This is a genomic window from Mycolicibacterium sp. SMGY-1XX (assembly GCF_059132455.1).
This window is the reverse complement of the sequence record NZ_CP101139.1, coordinates 6430758-6448346: the sequence shown is the minus strand read 5'-3', so window position 1 is coordinate 6448346 and position 17589 is coordinate 6430758. Positions and strand designations below refer to the sequence as shown.

15 protein-coding genes are annotated in these 17589 nt (G+C 66.9%); 14 read left to right on the top strand and 1 reads right to left on the bottom strand.

Features of this window, described 5'->3' with window-relative positions; genetic code table 11:
• From NL241_RS30765 to NL241_RS30700, 14 genes are all read left to right on the top strand, one after another.
• Nucleotides 1–870 carry an MlaE family ABC transporter permease gene (locus NL241_RS30765; RefSeq protein WP_487693146.1) on the top strand — a complete coding sequence of 290 codons (870 nt, stop codon included), beginning with the start codon at nt 1–3 and terminating at the stop codon, nt 868–870.
• Between the two features lie 2 nt (nt 871–872).
• On the top strand, nt 873–2102 hold the full coding sequence (locus tag NL241_RS30760) for an MCE family protein (RefSeq protein ID WP_487693145.1): 1230 nt from the start codon (nt 873–875) through the stop codon (nt 2100–2102).
• Nucleotides 2099–3139, top strand: a complete 1041-nt coding sequence (locus tag NL241_RS30755) for a virulence factor Mce family protein (RefSeq protein WP_487693144.1) — start codon at nt 2099–2101, stop codon at nt 3137–3139. Before NL241_RS30760 ends, NL241_RS30755 begins: the two co-directional genes overlap by 4 nt.
• The gene (locus tag NL241_RS30750; RefSeq protein ID WP_494395944.1) at nt 3136–4725 is read left to right on the top strand and encodes an MCE family protein; all 1590 of its coding nucleotides are present in this window, start codon (nt 3136–3138) and stop codon (nt 4723–4725) included. The genes NL241_RS30755 and NL241_RS30750 overlap by 4 nt, the downstream gene beginning before the upstream one ends.
• A gap of 3 nt (nt 4726–4728) precedes the next feature.
• The gene (locus NL241_RS30745) at nt 4729–6354 is read left to right on the top strand and encodes a virulence factor Mce family protein (protein WP_487693142.1); all 1626 of its coding nucleotides are present in this window, start codon (nt 4729–4731) and stop codon (nt 6352–6354) included.
• Nucleotides 6354–7508 (top strand): virulence factor Mce family protein, encoded by a 1155-nt coding sequence (locus tag NL241_RS30740; RefSeq protein WP_487693141.1) that lies wholly within the window; start codon nt 6354–6356, stop codon nt 7506–7508. Before NL241_RS30745 ends, NL241_RS30740 begins: the two co-directional genes overlap by 1 nt.
• Before the next feature lie 3 nt (nt 7509–7511).
• Nucleotides 7512–9074 carry an MCE family protein gene (locus NL241_RS30735; protein WP_494395943.1) on the top strand — a complete coding sequence of 521 codons (1563 nt, stop codon included), beginning with the start codon at nt 7512–7514 and terminating at the stop codon, nt 9072–9074.
• On the top strand, nt 9044–9658 hold the full coding sequence (locus tag NL241_RS30730; protein WP_494395942.1) for an Rv1363c family protein: 615 nt from the start codon (nt 9044–9046) through the stop codon (nt 9656–9658). The genes NL241_RS30735 and NL241_RS30730 overlap by 31 nt, the downstream gene beginning before the upstream one ends.
• Entirely contained in the window at nt 9655–10680 is a 1026-nt protein-coding gene (locus tag NL241_RS30725; protein ID WP_494395941.1) for an RDD family protein, read from the top strand. The genes NL241_RS30730 and NL241_RS30725 overlap by 4 nt, the downstream gene beginning before the upstream one ends.
• On the top strand, nt 10677–11228 hold the full coding sequence (locus NL241_RS30720; RefSeq protein ID WP_494395940.1) for an Rv1363c family protein: 552 nt from the start codon (nt 10677–10679) through the stop codon (nt 11226–11228). Before NL241_RS30725 ends, NL241_RS30720 begins: the two co-directional genes overlap by 4 nt.
• Nucleotides 11195–12034 carry a mammalian cell entry protein gene (locus NL241_RS30715; protein WP_494395939.1) on the top strand — a complete coding sequence of 280 codons (840 nt, stop codon included), beginning with the start codon at nt 11195–11197 and terminating at the stop codon, nt 12032–12034. The genes NL241_RS30720 and NL241_RS30715 overlap by 34 nt, the downstream gene beginning before the upstream one ends.
• Before the next feature lie 348 nt (nt 12035–12382).
• Nucleotides 12383–13207, top strand: coding sequence for an SDR family NAD(P)-dependent oxidoreductase (locus NL241_RS30710; protein ID WP_494395938.1), 825 nt, complete (start codon nt 12383–12385; stop codon nt 13205–13207).
• A 145-nt stretch (nt 13208–13352) separates the two neighbouring features.
• The gene (locus NL241_RS30705) at nt 13353–15635 is read left to right on the top strand and encodes an alpha/beta hydrolase family protein (RefSeq protein ID WP_494395937.1); all 2283 of its coding nucleotides are present in this window, start codon (nt 13353–13355) and stop codon (nt 15633–15635) included.
• Nucleotides 15632–16435 carry a fructosamine kinase family protein gene (locus tag NL241_RS30700; RefSeq protein ID WP_494398418.1) on the top strand — a complete coding sequence of 268 codons (804 nt, stop codon included), beginning with the start codon at nt 15632–15634 and terminating at the stop codon, nt 16433–16435. Before NL241_RS30705 ends, NL241_RS30700 begins: the two co-directional genes overlap by 4 nt.
• Here NL241_RS30700 and NL241_RS30695 read toward each other — a convergent pair.
• Nucleotides 16428–17528, bottom strand: coding sequence for a phosphodiester glycosidase family protein (locus NL241_RS30695; protein WP_494395936.1), 1101 nt, complete (start codon nt 17526–17528; stop codon nt 16428–16430). The two genes, NL241_RS30700 and NL241_RS30695, sit on opposite strands and share 8 nt — an antisense overlap.
• Between the last annotated feature and the right edge of the window lie 61 nt (nt 17529–17589).

Sequence of the window (17589 nt, the reverse complement as noted above, 5' to 3'; positions counted from 1 at the left end):
ATGTCGACAACACAAGTCCTCCGGGGCCGCTTCCCCCGCGCCTATGACAACGCCGGCCGGTTCGTCGCCTCGCCGGCTCGGTTCCTGGAGTCCGTCGGTCAGGTCGCGTGGTTCGTCATCACCGCCATCGGCTCGATCGGGCACGCCTTACGGTTCTACCGCCGCGAGGTGCTGCGGCTGATCGCCGAAATCGGTATGGGCACAGGCGCAATGGCAGTCATCGGTGGCACTGTCGCCATCGTCGGTTTCGTGACGCTCTCCGGCGGTTCGCTGATCGCCATCCAGGGATTCGCGTCACTGGGCAACATCGGTGTCGAGGCGTTCACCGGATTCTTCGCCGCACTGGTCAACGTACGCATCGCCGCTCCGGTGGTGGCGGGCCAGGCGCTGGCCGCGACGGTGGGCGCCGGTGCCACCGCGGAACTGGGTGCCATGCGCATCAGCGAAGAAGTCGACGCGCTGGAAGTCATGGGCATCAAATCGATCTCGTACCTGGTGTCCACCCGGATCCTGGCCGGATTCGTGGTGATCATCCCGCTGTACGCGATGGCGATCATCATGAGCTTCCTGTCGGCACAAGTCACCACCACGTTCTTCTACGGGCAGTCGATCGGCACCTATGAGCACTACTTCCGCACCTTCCTGCGGCCCGATGACGTCATGTGGTCGTTCGTGCAGGCCATCATCATCTCGGTCATCGTGATGCTGAACCACTGCTACTACGGCTACAACGCCAGCGGCGGCCCGGTCGGGGTGGGTGAGGCCGTCGGCCGGTCCATGCGGGCCTCGCTGGTCCTGATCGTCGTCGTCGTCCTGTTGGCATCGTTGGCGCTCTACGGCGTCGACCCGAACTTCAACCTGACGGTGTAGCCATGACCGCACCCGGACAAGTCACGTCGCCCCAGAACGCCAGTCGCACTCCGCCGTTCAAGATCGCGGGTCTGGCCCTGCTGGTCATCACCGCGGTGGTGGTCACCATGGTCTACATCCAGTTCCGTGGTGGGTTCACCAAGACCACCGAGCTCACCCTGGTGTCCGACCGCGCCGGTCTGGTGATGGACCCCGGCTCCAAGGTCACCTACAACGGCGTCGAGATCGGCCGCGTCGCCAAGGTGAATCCGCTGGAGCGCGACGGCACCACCCAGGCTCAGCTCACCCTGGACGTCGATCCCCGCTACCTCGACCTGATCCCGGCCAATGTCAACGCCGACATCCAGGCGACGACGGTCTTCGGCAACAAGTACGTGTCGTTCACCTCGCCCGAGAACCCGGAGTCGGCCCGCATCACGTCCTCCGACGTCATCGACGTGTCCGGTGTGACAACCGAATTCAACACGCTGTTCGAAACCATCACGTCGATCTCCGAGCAGGTGGACCCGGTCAAGCTGAACCTGACCCTGTCGGCCACCGCGGAGGCGTTGACCGGACTGGGCAGCAAGTTCGGCGACTCGCTGGTCAGCGGCAACACCATCCTCGACGACATCAACCCGCGGATGCCGCAGCTCCGCTACGACGTCCAGCGGTTGGCCGACCTGGCCGACGTGTACAGCTCGGCGGCACCCGATCTGTTCGATTCGCTGGACAACGCCGTGTTCACCGCCCGCACGCTCAACGAGCAGCGGGGCGATCTGGATGCCGCGCTGCTGGCGGCGGTGGGCTTCGGCAACACCGGCGGGGATGTCTTCGAGCGGGCCGGGCCCTTCCTGGTGCGCGGCGCCGAGGACCTGGTTCCCACCGCCCGCACCCTGAACGAATACAGCCCCGCGCTGTTCTGCACCGTGCGCAACTACGCCACCGTCGCCCCGAAAGTGGCGGCGTCGCTTGGTGGCAACGGCTACTCGCTGAACACCAACACCACCTTCCTCGGTGCGGAGAACCCTTACGTGTATCCCGACAACCTGCCCCGGGTGAACGCCAAGGGCGGGCCCGGCGGTGCACCCGGCTGCTGGCAGGAGATCACCCGTGAGCTGTGGCCCGCGCCGTACCTCGTGATGGACACCGGCGCCTCGATCGCGCCGTACAACCACTTCGAACTGGGCCAGCCGATCCTCACTGAGTACGTGTGGGGACGCCAAGTCGGGGAGAACACGATCAACCCATGAAAATCACTGGTACTGCGATAAAGCTCGGCGCCTTCTCGTTGGTGCTGCTGCTGTTCACGGCGGTCATCGTCATCGTCTTCGGTCAGATCCGCTTCGATCGAACCAGTGGCTACTCCGCAGAGTTCGCCAATGCCAGCGGATTACGGGCCGGCCAGTTCGTCCGGGCCTCCGGCGTCGAGGTCGGCAAGGTGTCGAAGGTGCAGCTGCTCGACGGAGGCCAGCGTGTCCGTGTCGATTTCGACGTCGACCGCACGCTTCCGCTGTACCAGTCCACCACCGCGCAGATCCGCTATCAGGACCTGATCGGCAACCGCTACCTGGAGTTGCAGCGCGGTCAGGGCGAGGGCGCCGACCGGGTGCTGCCGCCGGGCGGTTTCATTCCGCTGGCCCGCACCACACCCGCACTCGATCTGGACGCGCTCATCGGCGGCTTCAAGCCGTTGTTCCGGGCACTGGACCCGGACAAGGTGAACAACATCGCCCAATCCATCATCACGGTGTTCCAGGGTCAGGGCGGCACCATCAACGACATCCTGAACCAGACCGCGCAACTGACCAACGCGCTGGCCGATCGTGACCAGGCCATCGGCGAGGTGATCACCAACCTGAACACCGTCCTGGCCACCACGGTCAAGCATCAGAAGGAGTTCGACCAGACGGTCAACGACTTCGAGGTGCTGATCACCGGACTCAAGAACCGGGCCGACCCGCTGGCCGAGTCGGTGGCCGACATCAGCAACGCCGCAGGCACTCTCGGCGACCTGCTGGCCGACAACCGGCCGGTGCTCAAGGAGACCATCGGGCATCTGGAGACCATCCAGCAGCCACTGATCGACGAGCAGGCCCAGGTCGAGGACACCCTGACGAAGGTGCCGAACGCACTGAAGATCATCGGCCGCGCCGGTGGCGTCTACGGCGACTTCTTCAACTTCTACCTGTGCGATCTGAACCTGAAGCTCAACGGCCTGCAGCCCGGCGGACCGGTTCGCACGGTCAAGGTGTTCACCCAGCCGACGGGTAGGTGCACACCACGATGAGAGCACTGGAAGGGTCCAGCCGCGCCAAGAGCGGCATCATGGGTGTCCTCATCCTGGTGCTGATCGTCGGGATCGGGCAGAGTTTCGCCAACGTGCCGATGATCTTCGCGCAGCCGGTCTACTACGGGTTGTTCAGCGATTCCGGTGGCCTCAACGTCGGGGACAAGGTTCGCATCGCCGGCACCGATGTGGGCCAGGTCGAGAGCCTGGCCATCGACGGGGACCACGTCAAGATGGGGTTCTCGTTGGGCGGCAACGAGATCGGCACCGATTCACGGCTGGCGATCCGGACCGACACGATCCTGGGCAAGAAGGTGCTCGAGATCGAGCCGCGCGGCACCGAGACCCTGCGGTCCTCGGGCATCCTGCCGATCGGGCAGAGCACCACGCCCTACCAGATCTACGACGCGTTCTTCGATGTCACCAAGGCCGCGGCCGGCTGGGACATCGAAACCGTCAAGCAGTCGCTGAACGTGTTGAGCGAGACCATCGATCAGACTTCGCCGAACCTGTCCGCCGCACTCGACGGTGTGGCCCGGTTCTCCGACACCATCGGCAAGCGCGACGAGCAGTTCAAACAGCTGCTGGCCAATGCCAACAAGGTGGCCGGCGTTCTCGGCGACCGCAGCGAGCAGATCAACCAGCTGCTGCTCAATTCGCGGACCCTGCTGGCCGCCATCAACGAACGCGGACAGGCCATCGACTACCTGCTGGAGAACGTGTCGCAGGTGTCGCGCCAGTTCCAGGGGCTGATCAACGACAACCCGAACCTGAACAAGGTGGTCGAGCAGTTGCAGACCGTCAGCGGGATCCTCGAGCGGCACAAGTTCGACCTGCAGGACTCGCTGTCCACCCTGAGCAAGTTCACCGCGTCGCTGGCCGAAGCCATCGGCTCGGGACCGTACTTCAAGGTCATCCTGATCAATCTGCTTCCCGGACAGGCGGTTCAGCCGTTCATCGACGCCGCGTTCAAGAAGCGCGGTATCGATCCCGAACAGTTCTGGCGCAACGCCGGCCTGCCCGCCTTCCAGTTCCCGGATCCGAACGGGCAGCGCCAACCCAACGGGGCTCCGCCGCCGGCGCCGCGGGTGCTCGAAGGCACGCCCGACTTCCCGGGACCCGCGGTGCCCAAGGGCTCGCCGTGTTCGTACACGCCGCCGGCAGACGGCATCCCGTCACCGGCCGACCCGTTGCCGTGTGCCGACCTGACCGTCGGTCCGTTCGGGGACAACCCGTACGGCCCCAATTACAGTGGGCCGGTCGGGGTTCAGACCTCGGCGCCCAATCCCGACGCGCCGCCTCCGGCTCCCGGGCTGCCGATCGCCGGTGAGCCCGGCGCCCCGGTGCCGACGGTGCCGGGTGTGCCCGGTCCGCCGCTGCAGCAGGGTCCGCCCGGGGCGCGCACCATCCCGGTCGGCCCGCCGCCGGGTCCGGGACCGGTGCCCGTACCCGTACCTCCGGTGCCGCCCCCGCCCGCGCCGGTACCCGGTCCGGGACAACAGCTCTCGCCCAACACGGTGGCGCCGTTGCCCGGCAACCCGCCACTGGTCATCCCGTCCACCACGATCGACAGCACGGGAGGTTAAGCGATGTCCACCATCTTCAACGTGCGCAACATGAAGCTGCCGCACGTCTCCCGGATGGCCGTCATCATCGGCGCGCTGGTGATCGTGCTCGGCTTGGTCGGCGCGATCGCCGGGTGGCAGCTGTACAAGAAGCTCACCTACAACACCGTCGTCGCCTACTTCCCGCAGGCCCTGGCGCTGTATCCCGGTGACAAGGTGCAGATCATGGGTGTGAAGGTCGGCTCGATCGACAGCATCGAACCGGCAGGCGACCGGATGAAGGTCACCTTCAGCTACCAGAACAAGTACAAGGTGCCCGCCGATGCCACCGCATCGATCCTGAACCCCAGCCTGGTGGCCTCGCGCACCATCCAGCTGTCCCCGGCCTACACCGGCGGCCCGGAGCTGGAGAACGACGCCGTCATCCCGCTGGAGCGCACTCAGGTCCCGGTGGAATGGGACGATCTGCGCAACCAGATCACCGACATCGTCTCGCAGTTGGGGCCGACGCCCGAGCAGCCCAAGGGTCCGTTCGGTGACGTCATCGAATCGTTCGCCGACGGGCTGGCCGGCAAGGGCGAGCAGATCAACACCACCCTCAACGCCCTGTCGGAGTCCATCACCGCACTGAACCAGGGGCGCGGTGACTTCTTCGCCGTCGCCAAGAGCCTGGCGCTGTTCGTCAACGCGCTGCACCAGAGCGATCAGCAGTTCGTCGAGCTCAACAGCAACCTGGCCGAGTTCACCAACTCCTTCAGCAACAGCGACCAGGAGCTGGCCACCGCGCTCAAGGACATCGACGGATTGCTCACCACCGCACAGCAATTCATCAACGACAACGGCAGCGAGCTGTCGACCAGCATCAACAACCTGGCCAGTACCACCAACGCGATCCTGCAGCCGGAACCCCGCGACGGTCTGGAGACCGCGCTGCACATCTTCCCCAACCTGGCCGCCAACCTGGTGAACATCTACGAACCGACGCACGGTTCGTTGAGCGCCATCCCGGTGGTGGCCAGCTTCGCCAACCCGCTGCAGTTCATCTGCAGCTCCATCCAGGCGGGTAGCCGGTTGGGCTACCAGGAATCCGCGGAACTGTGCGCGCAGTACCTGGCGCCGGTGCTGGACGCCATCAAGTTCAACTTCCCGCCGTTCGGCGTGAACCAGTTCTCTACGGCGGCAACCCTGCCCAAGTACGTGGCGTACTCCGAGCCGCGGCTGCAGCCGCCGCCGGGGTACAAGGACACCACCGTGCCCGGTGTGTGGTCGCGCGACACCCTGTTCAGCCACGGCAACCACGAGCCGGGCTGGATCGTGGCGCCGGGTATGCAGGGGCTGCAGGTGCAGCAGTTCACCAAGAACATGCTGACCCCGGACTCGCTGGCGGCGTTGATGGGTGGGCCCGACCCGGCCACCGTCCCGCCGGCCGGGCCCCGGGGCGGTGCGGTGCCCAACGCCTACGACGAGACCAATCCGCTTCCGCCGCCGTGGTATCCGCAGCCGGGCCCGCCGCCTGCTCCCGCTCCGGACGTGATCCCCGGCCCGCTGCCGCTGTCGCAGCAGGTCCCTGGTCCGGCGCCGGCCGCACCCGCACCCGCCCAGCCCGCCCCGCCGGGGCCACCCTTGCCAGCTGAAGTGGGAGCCCGCTGATGCGAATCCTCACGATCTCCAGGCGGGTGGCGTGGCGCGCCCTGGTGCTGTCCGTACTCGCGATGACGCTGGCGTCGTGCGGCTGGCGCGGGGTGGCCAACGTGCCGCTGCCCGGCGGTCCCGGCACCAGTGGCGACAAGATGACCGTCTACGTGCAGATGCCGGACACGTTGGCGCTCAACGTCAACAGCCGGGTTCGGGTCGCCGATGTCTTCGTCGGCTCGGTCCGCAAGATCGAGCTGGTGAACTGGGTCGCCACCTTGACCCTGGACATCGACCCGAGCGTGAAGTTGCCCGAGAACGCCACGGCGCGCATCGGCCAGACCAGCCTGTTGGGCACGCAGCATGTGGAACTGGCTGCACCAGAAGAGGATCCGTCGTCGCAGCCGTTGCGCAGCGGTGACACCATCCCACTACAGAACGCTTCGGCGTATCCGACCACCGAGCGCACGCTGGCCAGCATCGCCACCGTGCTGCGCGGCGGTGGGATCCCGAACCTCGAGGTGATCCAGACCGAGGTCAACAACATCCTGGACGGCAACGCCGAGCAGATCCGGGCGTTCCTCGGCAAGCTCGACGTCTTCACCGAGCAGCTCAACCAGCAGCGCGAAGATCTCACCCGGGCCATCGATTCCACCAACGAGTTGCTGACCATCGTCGCCAATCGCAATGACACCCTGGATCGGGTCCTCACTGAATTCCCGCCGCTGATCAAGTATTTCGCCGACCAGCGCGACCTGTTCGCCGACGCCGTGACGTCACTCGGGCGGTTCAGCCGGGCCACCGACGAAAGCCTGTCGGCGGCGCGGGGCAACCTCGAGACCAACCTGGAGCTGCTGCAGCGGCCGCTCAAGCAGCTCGGCCGGGCCTCTCCCTATCTGGCCGGTGCCCTCGAGCTCATCCTGACCGCTCCGTTCGCCATCGACAACGTGCCGAAGGTGGTGCGTGGTGACTACATCAACACCTCGGCGACCTTCGATCTCACGCTGAGCACCCTGGACAACGCGTTCCTGACCGGCACCGGCTTCTCGGGTGCGCTGCGCGCGCTGGAGCAGGCCTGGGGTCGCGACGTGAACCAGATGATCCCCGACGTCCGCTACACACCGAACCCGAACTCGGTGCCGGGCGGACCGCTGGTGGAGCGGGGTGAATAGGCGATGCTGACTCGTTTCATCCGAATCCAGCTGGTGCTGTTCACCGTGCTGACGGTGATCGCGCTGACCGCACTGGGCTGGTACTACCTGCGGCTGCCGAGCCTGGCCGGCGTGGGGCAGTACACGCTGCACGCCGACCTGCCCGCCTCCGGCGGTCTGTACCGCACGGCCAACGTCACCTACCGCGGTATCACCATCGGCAAGGTCACCGAGGTGGAACCCACGGAGTCGGGTGCGCGGGCCACGATGAGCATCGAGGACCGCTACAAGATCCCCGTCGACGCCTCTGCCAACGTGCACTCGGTGTCGGCGATCGGTGAGCAGTACCTGGATCTGGTGTCGGAAGGCAATGCGGGACAGTTCTTCTCACCCGGCCAGACCATCACCACCGGTACTGTCCCGCGGGAGATCGGCCCCGCCCTGGATGCCGCTGACCGCGGCCTGGCGGTGCTGCCGAAGGAGAAGATCTCGGGGCTGCTGGACGAGACCGCCATGGCCGTCGGGGGACTGGGGCCGGCGCTGCAACGTCTCGTCGACGGCACGCAGGCGATCGTGACGGACTTCGATGCCAACATCGGCGACATCAACGCGATCATCGACAACTCCGCGCCGATCATCGACAGCCAGGTCGACTCCGGTGACGCGATCCGGCAGTGGGCGTCGAACCTGAACAGCATCGCCGCGCAGACCGCGCAGCAGGATCAGGCGATACGCAGCGGGCTGTCGAAGGCCGCGCCGACCGCCGACCAGGTGACGGCCGTGTTCAGTGACGTGCAGGAAGCGCTTCCGCAGACGCTGGCCAATCTGGCGATCGTGCTGGACATGCTCAAGCGCTACAACAAGGGGCTCGAGCAGACGCTGGTGATCCTGCCGCAGGGTGCTTCCGTGGCCCAGGCGGTGGCCGCGCCGTTCGAGAACGCCGCCGCGCTGAACTTCAGCCTCACGATCAACCAGCCGCCGCCGTGCCTGACCGGCTTCCTGCCCGCCAGCGAATGGCGCTCGCCGGCCGATACCACCACCGCGCCGTTGCCCAGCGGGACGTACTGCAAGATCCCGAAGGACACCCCGTCCAACGTGGTCCGCGGCGCCCGCAACTACCCGTGCGCGGACGTGCCCGGTAAGACGGCCGCCACGCCCCGGGAATGCCGCAGCGAGGAACCGTACGTGCCGTTGGGGTCCAACCCCTGGTACGGCGATCCGAACCAGTTGCTGAACTGCCCCGCACCGGGCGCGCGGTGTGATCAGCCGGTGAACCCGGGACGGGTGATCCCGGCGCCGTCGATCAACAACGGGATGAACCCGCTGCCCGCCGACATGCTGCCACCACCTCCACCGATCGTCAGTGATCCGTTGACCCCGCCGGGCAGCGGTAGCGTGCAGTGCAGTGGGCAGCAGCCCAACCCCTGCATCTACACTCCGTCACCGAACAGCGGGGCACCGACCTCGGCGATATACAACCCGCAGGCCGGCGAGGTGGTGGGACCCGACGGGGTCAAGTACTCCGTGAGCAACTCGACGAACACAGGAGAAGAGGGATGGAAGGAGATGCTGGCACCGGCCGGCTGAATTCCGACGACGTCCCCGCAGAAGACGACGACGCCCCACAGCCCGCGGTCCCCGAGCAGCAACCAGCCGAGGGACCCGGGGTGACCCGGCTGGCCGGCCGGGGATGGTTCGTCGGCGTGTGCGCCACCCTGGTGGTGCTCGCCGCGACGCTGGCCACCGGCGGCTACTTCGCTTTACGTTCCAACCAGGACGCGGAGTCGCTGACCCGCGCCGAGGCGCAGGCCACTCAGGCGGCCAAGGATTGTGTGGCGGCCACCCAGGCGCCGAACGTCGCTGCGATGGCCGAGAGCCAGCAGAAGATCCTCGATTGCGCCACCGGCGATTACAGCGCCCAGGCCACCCTGTACAGCGGTGTGCTGGTCGAGGCGTACCAGGCCGCCAACGCCCAGGTGGAGGTCACCGACATGCAGGCCGCGGTGGAACGGCACAACGGTGACGGGTCGATGGATGTGCTGGTGGCCCTGCGGGTCAAACTGTCGAATACCGAAGTGCAACAACAGGAAACCGGCTACCGCTTGCGGGTCCTGATGGCGCCCGACAACGGGACGTACAAGATCGCCCGCCTCGACCAGGTGACCACGTGACCGCTGTGCTCGACGACGACACCACCGCAGACACCGCCACCGGCCCGGACATCGTGCCCGCGAGCTGGGGCGCGCGTGCCGGCGCGTTCGGCGTCGACGTGTTCGTCGGCGCGCTGACGGTGGCGACGCTGGTGTTGGTGGCCTGGTCGACCGCACAGCGCAGCTGGCTGTGGTGGCTGTGTGTGGTGGCCGCGGGTCTGGTGGTGCTCGCGGTCGCGGTGAACCGTCTACTGCTGCCGGCGCTCACCGGGTGGAGCCTGGGCCGGGCGCTGTTCGGCCTGCGGGTGGTGCGCCGCGACGCGTCCGTGCGTTCTGGGCCCCAGCTCATCGGCCGCTCGTCCCTCGCGACCTCGACTGGTGCCGCCGTGCCAGGACCGTGGCGGCTGCTCCTGCGCGACCTGGCCCACCTGGTCGACACCGCCACCGCCTTCGTCGGTTGGCTCTGGCCGCTGTGGGATGCGCGGAAACGCACGCTGGCCGATGTTCTCGTCGGTACCGAAGTGCTCCGGATGGCAGAACGCCCCGAGAAGGCGCGCCGGCTCACCGGTTACGTCGTCTCGGGTGCCGCGGTGGTGGCGGTCGCCGCGGCGGCGCTGAGTTATGTGGTGGTGTATCAAGCGGATCTGCGGGTGGCTCAAGCGCGCGAACAGCTGGCCGTTCAGGGACCCGACCTCGTCGAGGGCATGCTGAGCTACGACGTAGCCACGCTACAAGCCGATTTCGAGCGCGCCAGGGGGCTGGTCACCGACGGCTACCGCGAACAGTTACTCGCCCAGCAGAACACGATCTCCCAGTCGGGGGCCGTGGCCAACGAATACTGGACCGCCAACAGCGCCGTACTGACCAACACCGCTGACCGCGGCACGATGCTGCTGGCGTTGCAAGGCCAGCGCGGCGCCCCGCCCGACCAACGCTTCATCACCGCGACCGTGCGCGCCGATTTCGAGAAGTCCGGCGGCCAGTGGCGGGTGGCCGGGCTGTCCGTGCTGGCCAGCCCGAACACGGCGGGGGCACCGCAGTGAGCCCGCGGCGCAGGATCGAACCGACGGCGGCGGAGGCGTTCGCCGAGCTGGCACCACCGCGGCGTCGCCGCATCGGACTGCCGGCTCTGGTGGCTGCGGCGTCGGTGGTCCTGATCGCCACGCTCGCGGTGAGTACCGTGCTGCTGATCACCCACGAACAACATCGGCGGGCCGCGGTCAAGGATGTGGCGGTGATCAGTTATGTGCGGTCATTCATGACGCAGTACACCTCCCCGGACCCGTTGCGCGCCAACGACTATGCCGATCAGGTGCTGGCGCAGGCCACCGGCCAACTGGCCCAGAGTTACCGGGAACGGATCAACGAGATCCTGGTTCAGGTGGCCCAACTCGAACCCACGCAGGGCACCGTCGTGGACGCGGGTGTCGAGCGCTGGAATGACGACGGAAGCGCCGACGTCCTGGTGGCCACCGAAACCGTCACCACCTATCCGGACGGCAGGACGTTCGAAGATGGCTCCCGGTGGGTGGCGACCGCGGTTCAGGAAGGAGACCAGTGGAAGATCAGCAATCTACTGCAGGTGATCTGACCGACGGCCCCAGTCGAGGTCGCGAGGGACGAGCGGCCGATGAGCTGGGGCCAGAAGGGGACGGCGCCAGTCGAGGTCGCGAGGGACGAGCGGCCGATGAGCTGGGGCAGTCCCGGCGTCGGCACCGGATGCCGGTGGGCAAGGCCAGACGTGAGGTGCGTCCCGAACCGGGGGAGGCGGCGGCCGAAACTCCCGCCGACGACGAAAATGACGATGCCGCAACCGATGTCGCGGAGGATGAACCTACGGAAACCGCAGAGAAACCGGCGGTGGTGTTCGCGCAGCGCCGTCGCGCACCGCGCTGGGCGCCCGCGGCGGTGGCGGCAGCCGCTGCCCTGTTCGTCGGAGCGGGCGCTTTCGCCGGAGCCACCGTGCAGCCGTACTTGGCGGAACGCGCGTTGGTGGACACCAAACTGGACATCGCACGCACCGCGGCGGAGGCGATCACGACGTTGTGGACCTACACGCCGGACAACATGGAGACGCTGGCCGACCGGTCGGCGCGTTTCCTCGGCGGTGACTTCGAGGCGCAGTACCGCAAGTACGTCGATGCCATTGCCCCGACCAACAAACAAGCGCAGGTCAGCAACAGCACGCAGGTGGTGGGCGCGGCCGTCGAGTCGGTGAACGGCGCCGAAGCCACCGCGATCGTCTACACGAACTCGACCGCCACCAGTCCGCTGTCGAAGGACATCCCGTCTTTGCGGTATCTGTCCTATCGGCTGACGATGGAGCGGGATGCCTCGAGATGGCTTGTGACCAGCATGAACACCGTCACATCCCTGGATCTCACGCCGCAGCTCTGACCGCGCGGCGCAGAACTGCCTTGCTGAAACGTCAATAAATCTGGTCACGCTCGTGTACATTTCTTACCGCAAGCTGTGAGCGGGGCGGGGTGCGACGTGTCGGGGCGCTCGTACCTCCCCGCCGCAGTGAGCAGGACTCGGGCAGTGATGCCCCACCTGAGTTCGGGGGCGGACACCGGGGAGAGGCTGGAATCGGGCCATTGGCCAGAAAGATCCCGGCTTCCCCGGTGTCTGACAATCAACCACCTTGTGTGGTGGTGGGTAGGTGCGGCGTTGCTGATCTTCCGGTTCGGTCCGCCGGCGCTGAGATCGCGGCCCACGGACACACCCCGGCGTTAGGGTCGAAGGATGTCCACAGTTCTGGTCACCGGGGCGAGTCGCGGAATCGGCAGGGCCACCGCCGAGTATCTGGCCGGACGCGGCTGGCAGGTCATCGCCGGAGTGCGCCGGCCCGAGGATGCCGCGACGCTCGGGTCGACGCCCGGTGTGAAGGCGATTCGACTCGATGTCACCGACGCCGCGCAGATCGCGGCCCTCGGTGAGCAGCTGCCGGAACGGCTCGATGCGGTGGTGAACAATGCCGGCGTTGTCGTGGGCGCCCCATTGGAGGCCGTCGAAATCGCCGAGTTGCGGCGCCAACTCGATGTCAACGTGGTGGGGCAGATCGCGGTGACGCAGGCCGTGTTGCCGCGACTGCGCGCCTCCGGTGGCCGAATTGTGTTCATTTCCAGTGTTAATGGCCAGATCGCCACGCCGATGCTGGGTCCGTACTGCGCCTCGAAATTCGCGTTGGAGGCCGCCGCAGACGCATTGCGAATGGAGTTGCGGCCGTGGCATATTCGGGTGAGCATCGTCGAACCGGCGCAAACCGCAACGGATATGTGGGACGACGCCGAGCGGACTGCCGATGACATGGAGGCGGGTATGACGCCCGGCCAGCGGGTGCTGTACGCGAAACACATTGCGGGATTTCGCAAGATGATCCCGGCGTCGCGAAGAATGGCTGTCCCCGCGGAGAACGTGGCCGAGGTCGTCGAGGCCGCGTTGACCGATCGGCGGCCGCGGGCCCGATACACCCTGGGGTGGGGGCCAAGGCTCCAGATGGCCGCCATCAACGCGTTGCCCACCAGGGTTTCCGACGTCCTGGTCCGCAAGGCCCTCGCACAGCCGTGAAGGCGGCAGCTTCAGCTAATTGACTGATGCAACAAATAGGGAGGCGTCACTGCTGCACCTGATGTGCAGCAATTGCTTCCCCAATCGTCACAGCAATGTTACGGTCCCTGAGAACAGGCTGAGAACCCCCGAAGGGACTGGTCATATGGCGTCCAAGCACCGCAAGCGCAGCCGTGCAGGAAAGAAGATCGCCACCGTAGGAGCGGCCACCGCAACGGTGACCGCCATGACCATGACCGCTGCCCCGCCTCCCCAGGCAAACGCTGACAACCACGTGAACCTTGCCGGGGCGGTGCCCAATCCCGCCCTGGTCGGCGGTTTCGCGACAGCCCTGATCGGTGCACCGGACCAGGTACCTGTGGCGTTGGCGGCCACCCCCGCCGGGCCGGGGCTCCCGCCGATGGAGCTGGCCCCCGGAGCGCCGGATCCGGCGTCCATCCCTGACCTCACCTTCGGCATCGGAGCAGGTGCCTACAACGGCTTCCAAGAGGTGGCCGCAGCGTTCGAACGGCTCGTCCTCGACAACGTCAACCTTTCCGGACTGTTGCGGGCGCTGGGCTATGACCCGGAGGAGATCGTCAATAACGCGTTGGGCACCGCCCTGACGCAGCTGCTGGCTGGAATCCCGGTCGATCTCAGCGGCGTGCCCGTTGTGGGCGCGTTCCTGGCCGGAGCGCAGATCGACAACGCGCTCAAGCTCACCCAGTTGATCGGGCTCAACCTCAGCGATCCCCTGAACCTCGCCGGCGCAGCCGCTCCAGGCCTCGAGATCATCACCGCCGGGCCGCCTTTCAGCCTGCTGAAGTTCCTGGGTGTCGACCTGGGCTGGGTGCCCGGCTATCCGAACTCGGTGGCCGACGAGATCAACGGCACCCCCTACCTCGACGTCGGCGCGTCCACCATCCTTCAATCCCTGATCAGCGGAATCCAGGCCAACACCAGCCTCAGCTTCGCGCAGCGACTCGCGCTGCTCACCCCCTTGCAGCTCGCGTTGGCCACCGTCGGTGGAGCCAGCCTGGTCGACCTCCGCATCCCCGTGGTGGCGGGGTTCGGGCTGGGTGCCTTCGCCGCGGGGATGGCCTATCCGCAGGTCGTCGCGCAATTGCCGTTCCAGCCCGGCGGGGCCCAGTACGACGGCTCGAGCACTCCGCTGGCGGGCAGCGTCACGGTTCTGCCGCTGATCCTGCTGCGCAATCCGGGCCGGGCCAACGGTGGGCTGTTCGCCCGGCTCTATCCCCTTGCGGCGCTGGCCGGAATCAACACCGTCACCCCCGACACGGAGGTGACCAACAGCTACCACCCTGACACACCGCCGTTGCTCCAACTGGCAGGCCTGGCCATCGGTGGGGCGAACCTGATCCCGGTCAAGGTCGACGCCACCGTCCAGTACGACCCGCTGTCGGATTTCCCGTCGTGGTTCAACCCGGTATCGATACTCAATGCCGGTGCCGCAGCGGTATTTCCGACGTACATTCTGCGCGGACTCACAGTCAACGGCATTGTCGACGCGCTCACCGACCAGGCATCGCCGCAGCTCGCCGAGGCGCTGGCGGCCGTCGCCGCCGGTGATCCGCTGGCGCTGAACCTCTACCTGACGCTGCCCGCCGACAGCCTGCCGCTGCTGGAGCCCATCCGGCTGCCGGTGGACTTCCTGAACCTGGTGACGGGCCTGAACTTCAACAATCCGCTTGCCACCGCGCTGGAACCGGCGCTGAAGATCCTGACCAATCTCGGCTTCACCGACGTCGATCAGGACAACGGCTACGAACGCACCCTCGACCAGGCCGACGTCATCACTCCGTTCGGGACACTGCCGTCGAACATCGACTGGGGTCGCGTCCCGGGTGACGTCTTCCAAGCGTTGCTCACCGGGATCCAGCAGGCCTGGCAGGACGGCATCATCAGCTCGACGTCGGTGGACAACCCGCTGCGCACCCTGGTGAACATCATCGAGGGCTTGATCAACGGCGGCTCCGCTCAGAGCGTGCTGCCTGCTGCCCCCGACGTCGAGGCTGTGGCCGCAGCCACGCAGGAACAGGAGACAGCCGAGGACTCCACACCGCAGGACAGCGACGTCGAGGAAGCCGACACGCCGCAGGACGCCGCTGACGACGCCCGCACTCAACTCGACGCCTCGGTGATCGAAGCCGCCGAGCGCACCGAGAAGGCGGCAGACGACGCACTCGAGCAGGTGGACACCTCGGTTCGTGGGGCGCTGAAGTCGCTGGACCACATCGCGAAGAAGGGGCGCTACGACATCCGGCGGGCCGCCCGTGGCGAAGACAAAGACGATTCGACGGACGAAACTCTCACGGAGCAGGCCGGTGCTGAATCCGACACATCCTCGGACACCGACACGGACACCGACACCGACAAGCCGGACAAGTCCGAGTCGGAGAGCGAGTCGAGTTCGCCGGCGGCGGCCTGAGCGCCGGGGGCACGGGATACTCGGACACTGTGCGGACGTTCGTCAAGCGTGACCCAGACGCGCCACCGGAATTCTTTGCTTGCGAAGCCGCCGGCTTGCAATGGCTTTCGGCTGCGCCCGGAGGTGCCAGGTGCGCGCAGGTACTGGCGCACGACCAACAGAGCCTCACTCTCGAGCACGTCGATTCTGTCGGCCCGTCTGAGTTGGCCGCCCGGGAGTTCGGCGCCCGGCTGGCCCGTACCCACGACGCCGGCGCCGACGTGTTCGGGGCGCCGCCGGGCGGCTGGAACGGCCCGGGATTCTTCGGGCCGCTGGGCAGACCGCTGGCGATGAGTTTCACCGGTCACGACAGCTGGGGCGCGTTCTACGCCGACGAGCGCCTGCGGCCCATGCTCGAACAGGCTCGACCGCAGTTGCGCCAGGACACCGTCCGTGACGTCGCGAGGGTGATCAGGCGTTGCAGCGCAGGTGAATTCGATGACGCCGACGCGCCGGCCCGGATCCACGGAGACCTGTGGAGCGGCAACGTGATGTGGTCTGCGCGCGGAGTGGTGTTGATCGATCCCGCGGCGCACGGTGGTCATCGCGAGACGGACCTGGCGATGCTGGCGCTGTTCGGCTGCCCGTATCTGGACATGATCGTGCAGGGATATCAGGCGGTGCATCCGCTGACCCCCGGCTGGCGTGACCGGACCGGATTGCACCAGCTGTATCCGCTGCTGGCGCACGTGGTGCTGTTCGGTGGCGGCTACCGCGGTCAGGTGGCCACGGCCGCCACCTCGGTGCTCGACATCAGTTGAAGGCCAACCAACTCGGGAGCGCACGCTCGCGGGAGTCGCACAACACCTCATAGGTGTCGCAGGACCCGCGGGGCGCGCCGGCCCCGGCCCACATGCCGCCGGTGTCTCGGCGCAGCACGATCGACGAGGAACCGCCGCCGTCGAGGAGCAGGGCGGTGTCACTGCCCAAGGCGCGGAACAGGTCCTGGATCTGATCGGGGGTGTAGCTGCCGCCCTGGAAGACGTACATCTCGTCTTTGGTCTTGGAGTACGCGATCGCGGTGCGCGCCGCCGAGGGCCCCGGATCGTTGAGCTGTCCGGTGTCCCCGGGGGCCAACAGGCCGATCCCGGCGACCGCCACGAACCGGCTGCCCTCGTCGATCATCTTCTGGATGACCGGCCCAGCTGCGTCGTAGTCATCAGTTGAGTTGGGCGACACCATGAATGGGGCGCCGCCCACCGGCAGGATCATCGTCGACAGCGCCGTCCAGGTCTCGTTGCCGTTGGACAGTCCTTGCTTGCCGGCGTAGGGGATGGTGCCTGTGACCGCCATGTTGGCTTTGCCTTGCCCACGGGTGTTGTCGACGTAGGTGCCCAGCGGTGAACTGCAGCCGGTGTTCTTCCACGAACCGCCGGCCTGGCTGCGTACGTCGAAGAAGTTCGCGTTGACGGCGATGGTGGGTTGCCCCAGCGCCTGCCAGGCGGCGACGGGGGTGTAGATCTCCGCGGCCTGCCACAGGCCCTCGCCGGTACGGGCGCCCGGTGTGCGCTCGCACCGCGCTTGATAGCCGGAGTGCGAATCCACCAGCAGGCGCGGCGTCAGTCGCTGGGAGGCGGCCTTGATGATCATCAGGTGGCCACCGTTGTCCATCTCGTACCAGTTCCCGGCCGCGTTGAGCATGGGTGCCGGGTGTCCGCCGCCGAAGTTGTAGACAAGATACGCGCCGCGGGTGCTGGCGATGGCCTGCGCGAGTGCGTCTTTGCCACTGGCTCGGGCGACGGGCTGACCCGAGGTAACGGTCACTCCTGCGCTGAGCAGCACGGCGGCGGTGATGGCAGCGGCGCGCCGGGCGGCGGCGATAGTGGTTCTCACGATTGCCCTTCCGGCGCACACGAGGCGATACGACAAACATCACAATAACCACAGCAACCACACTGTCAACTTTGATAACAGG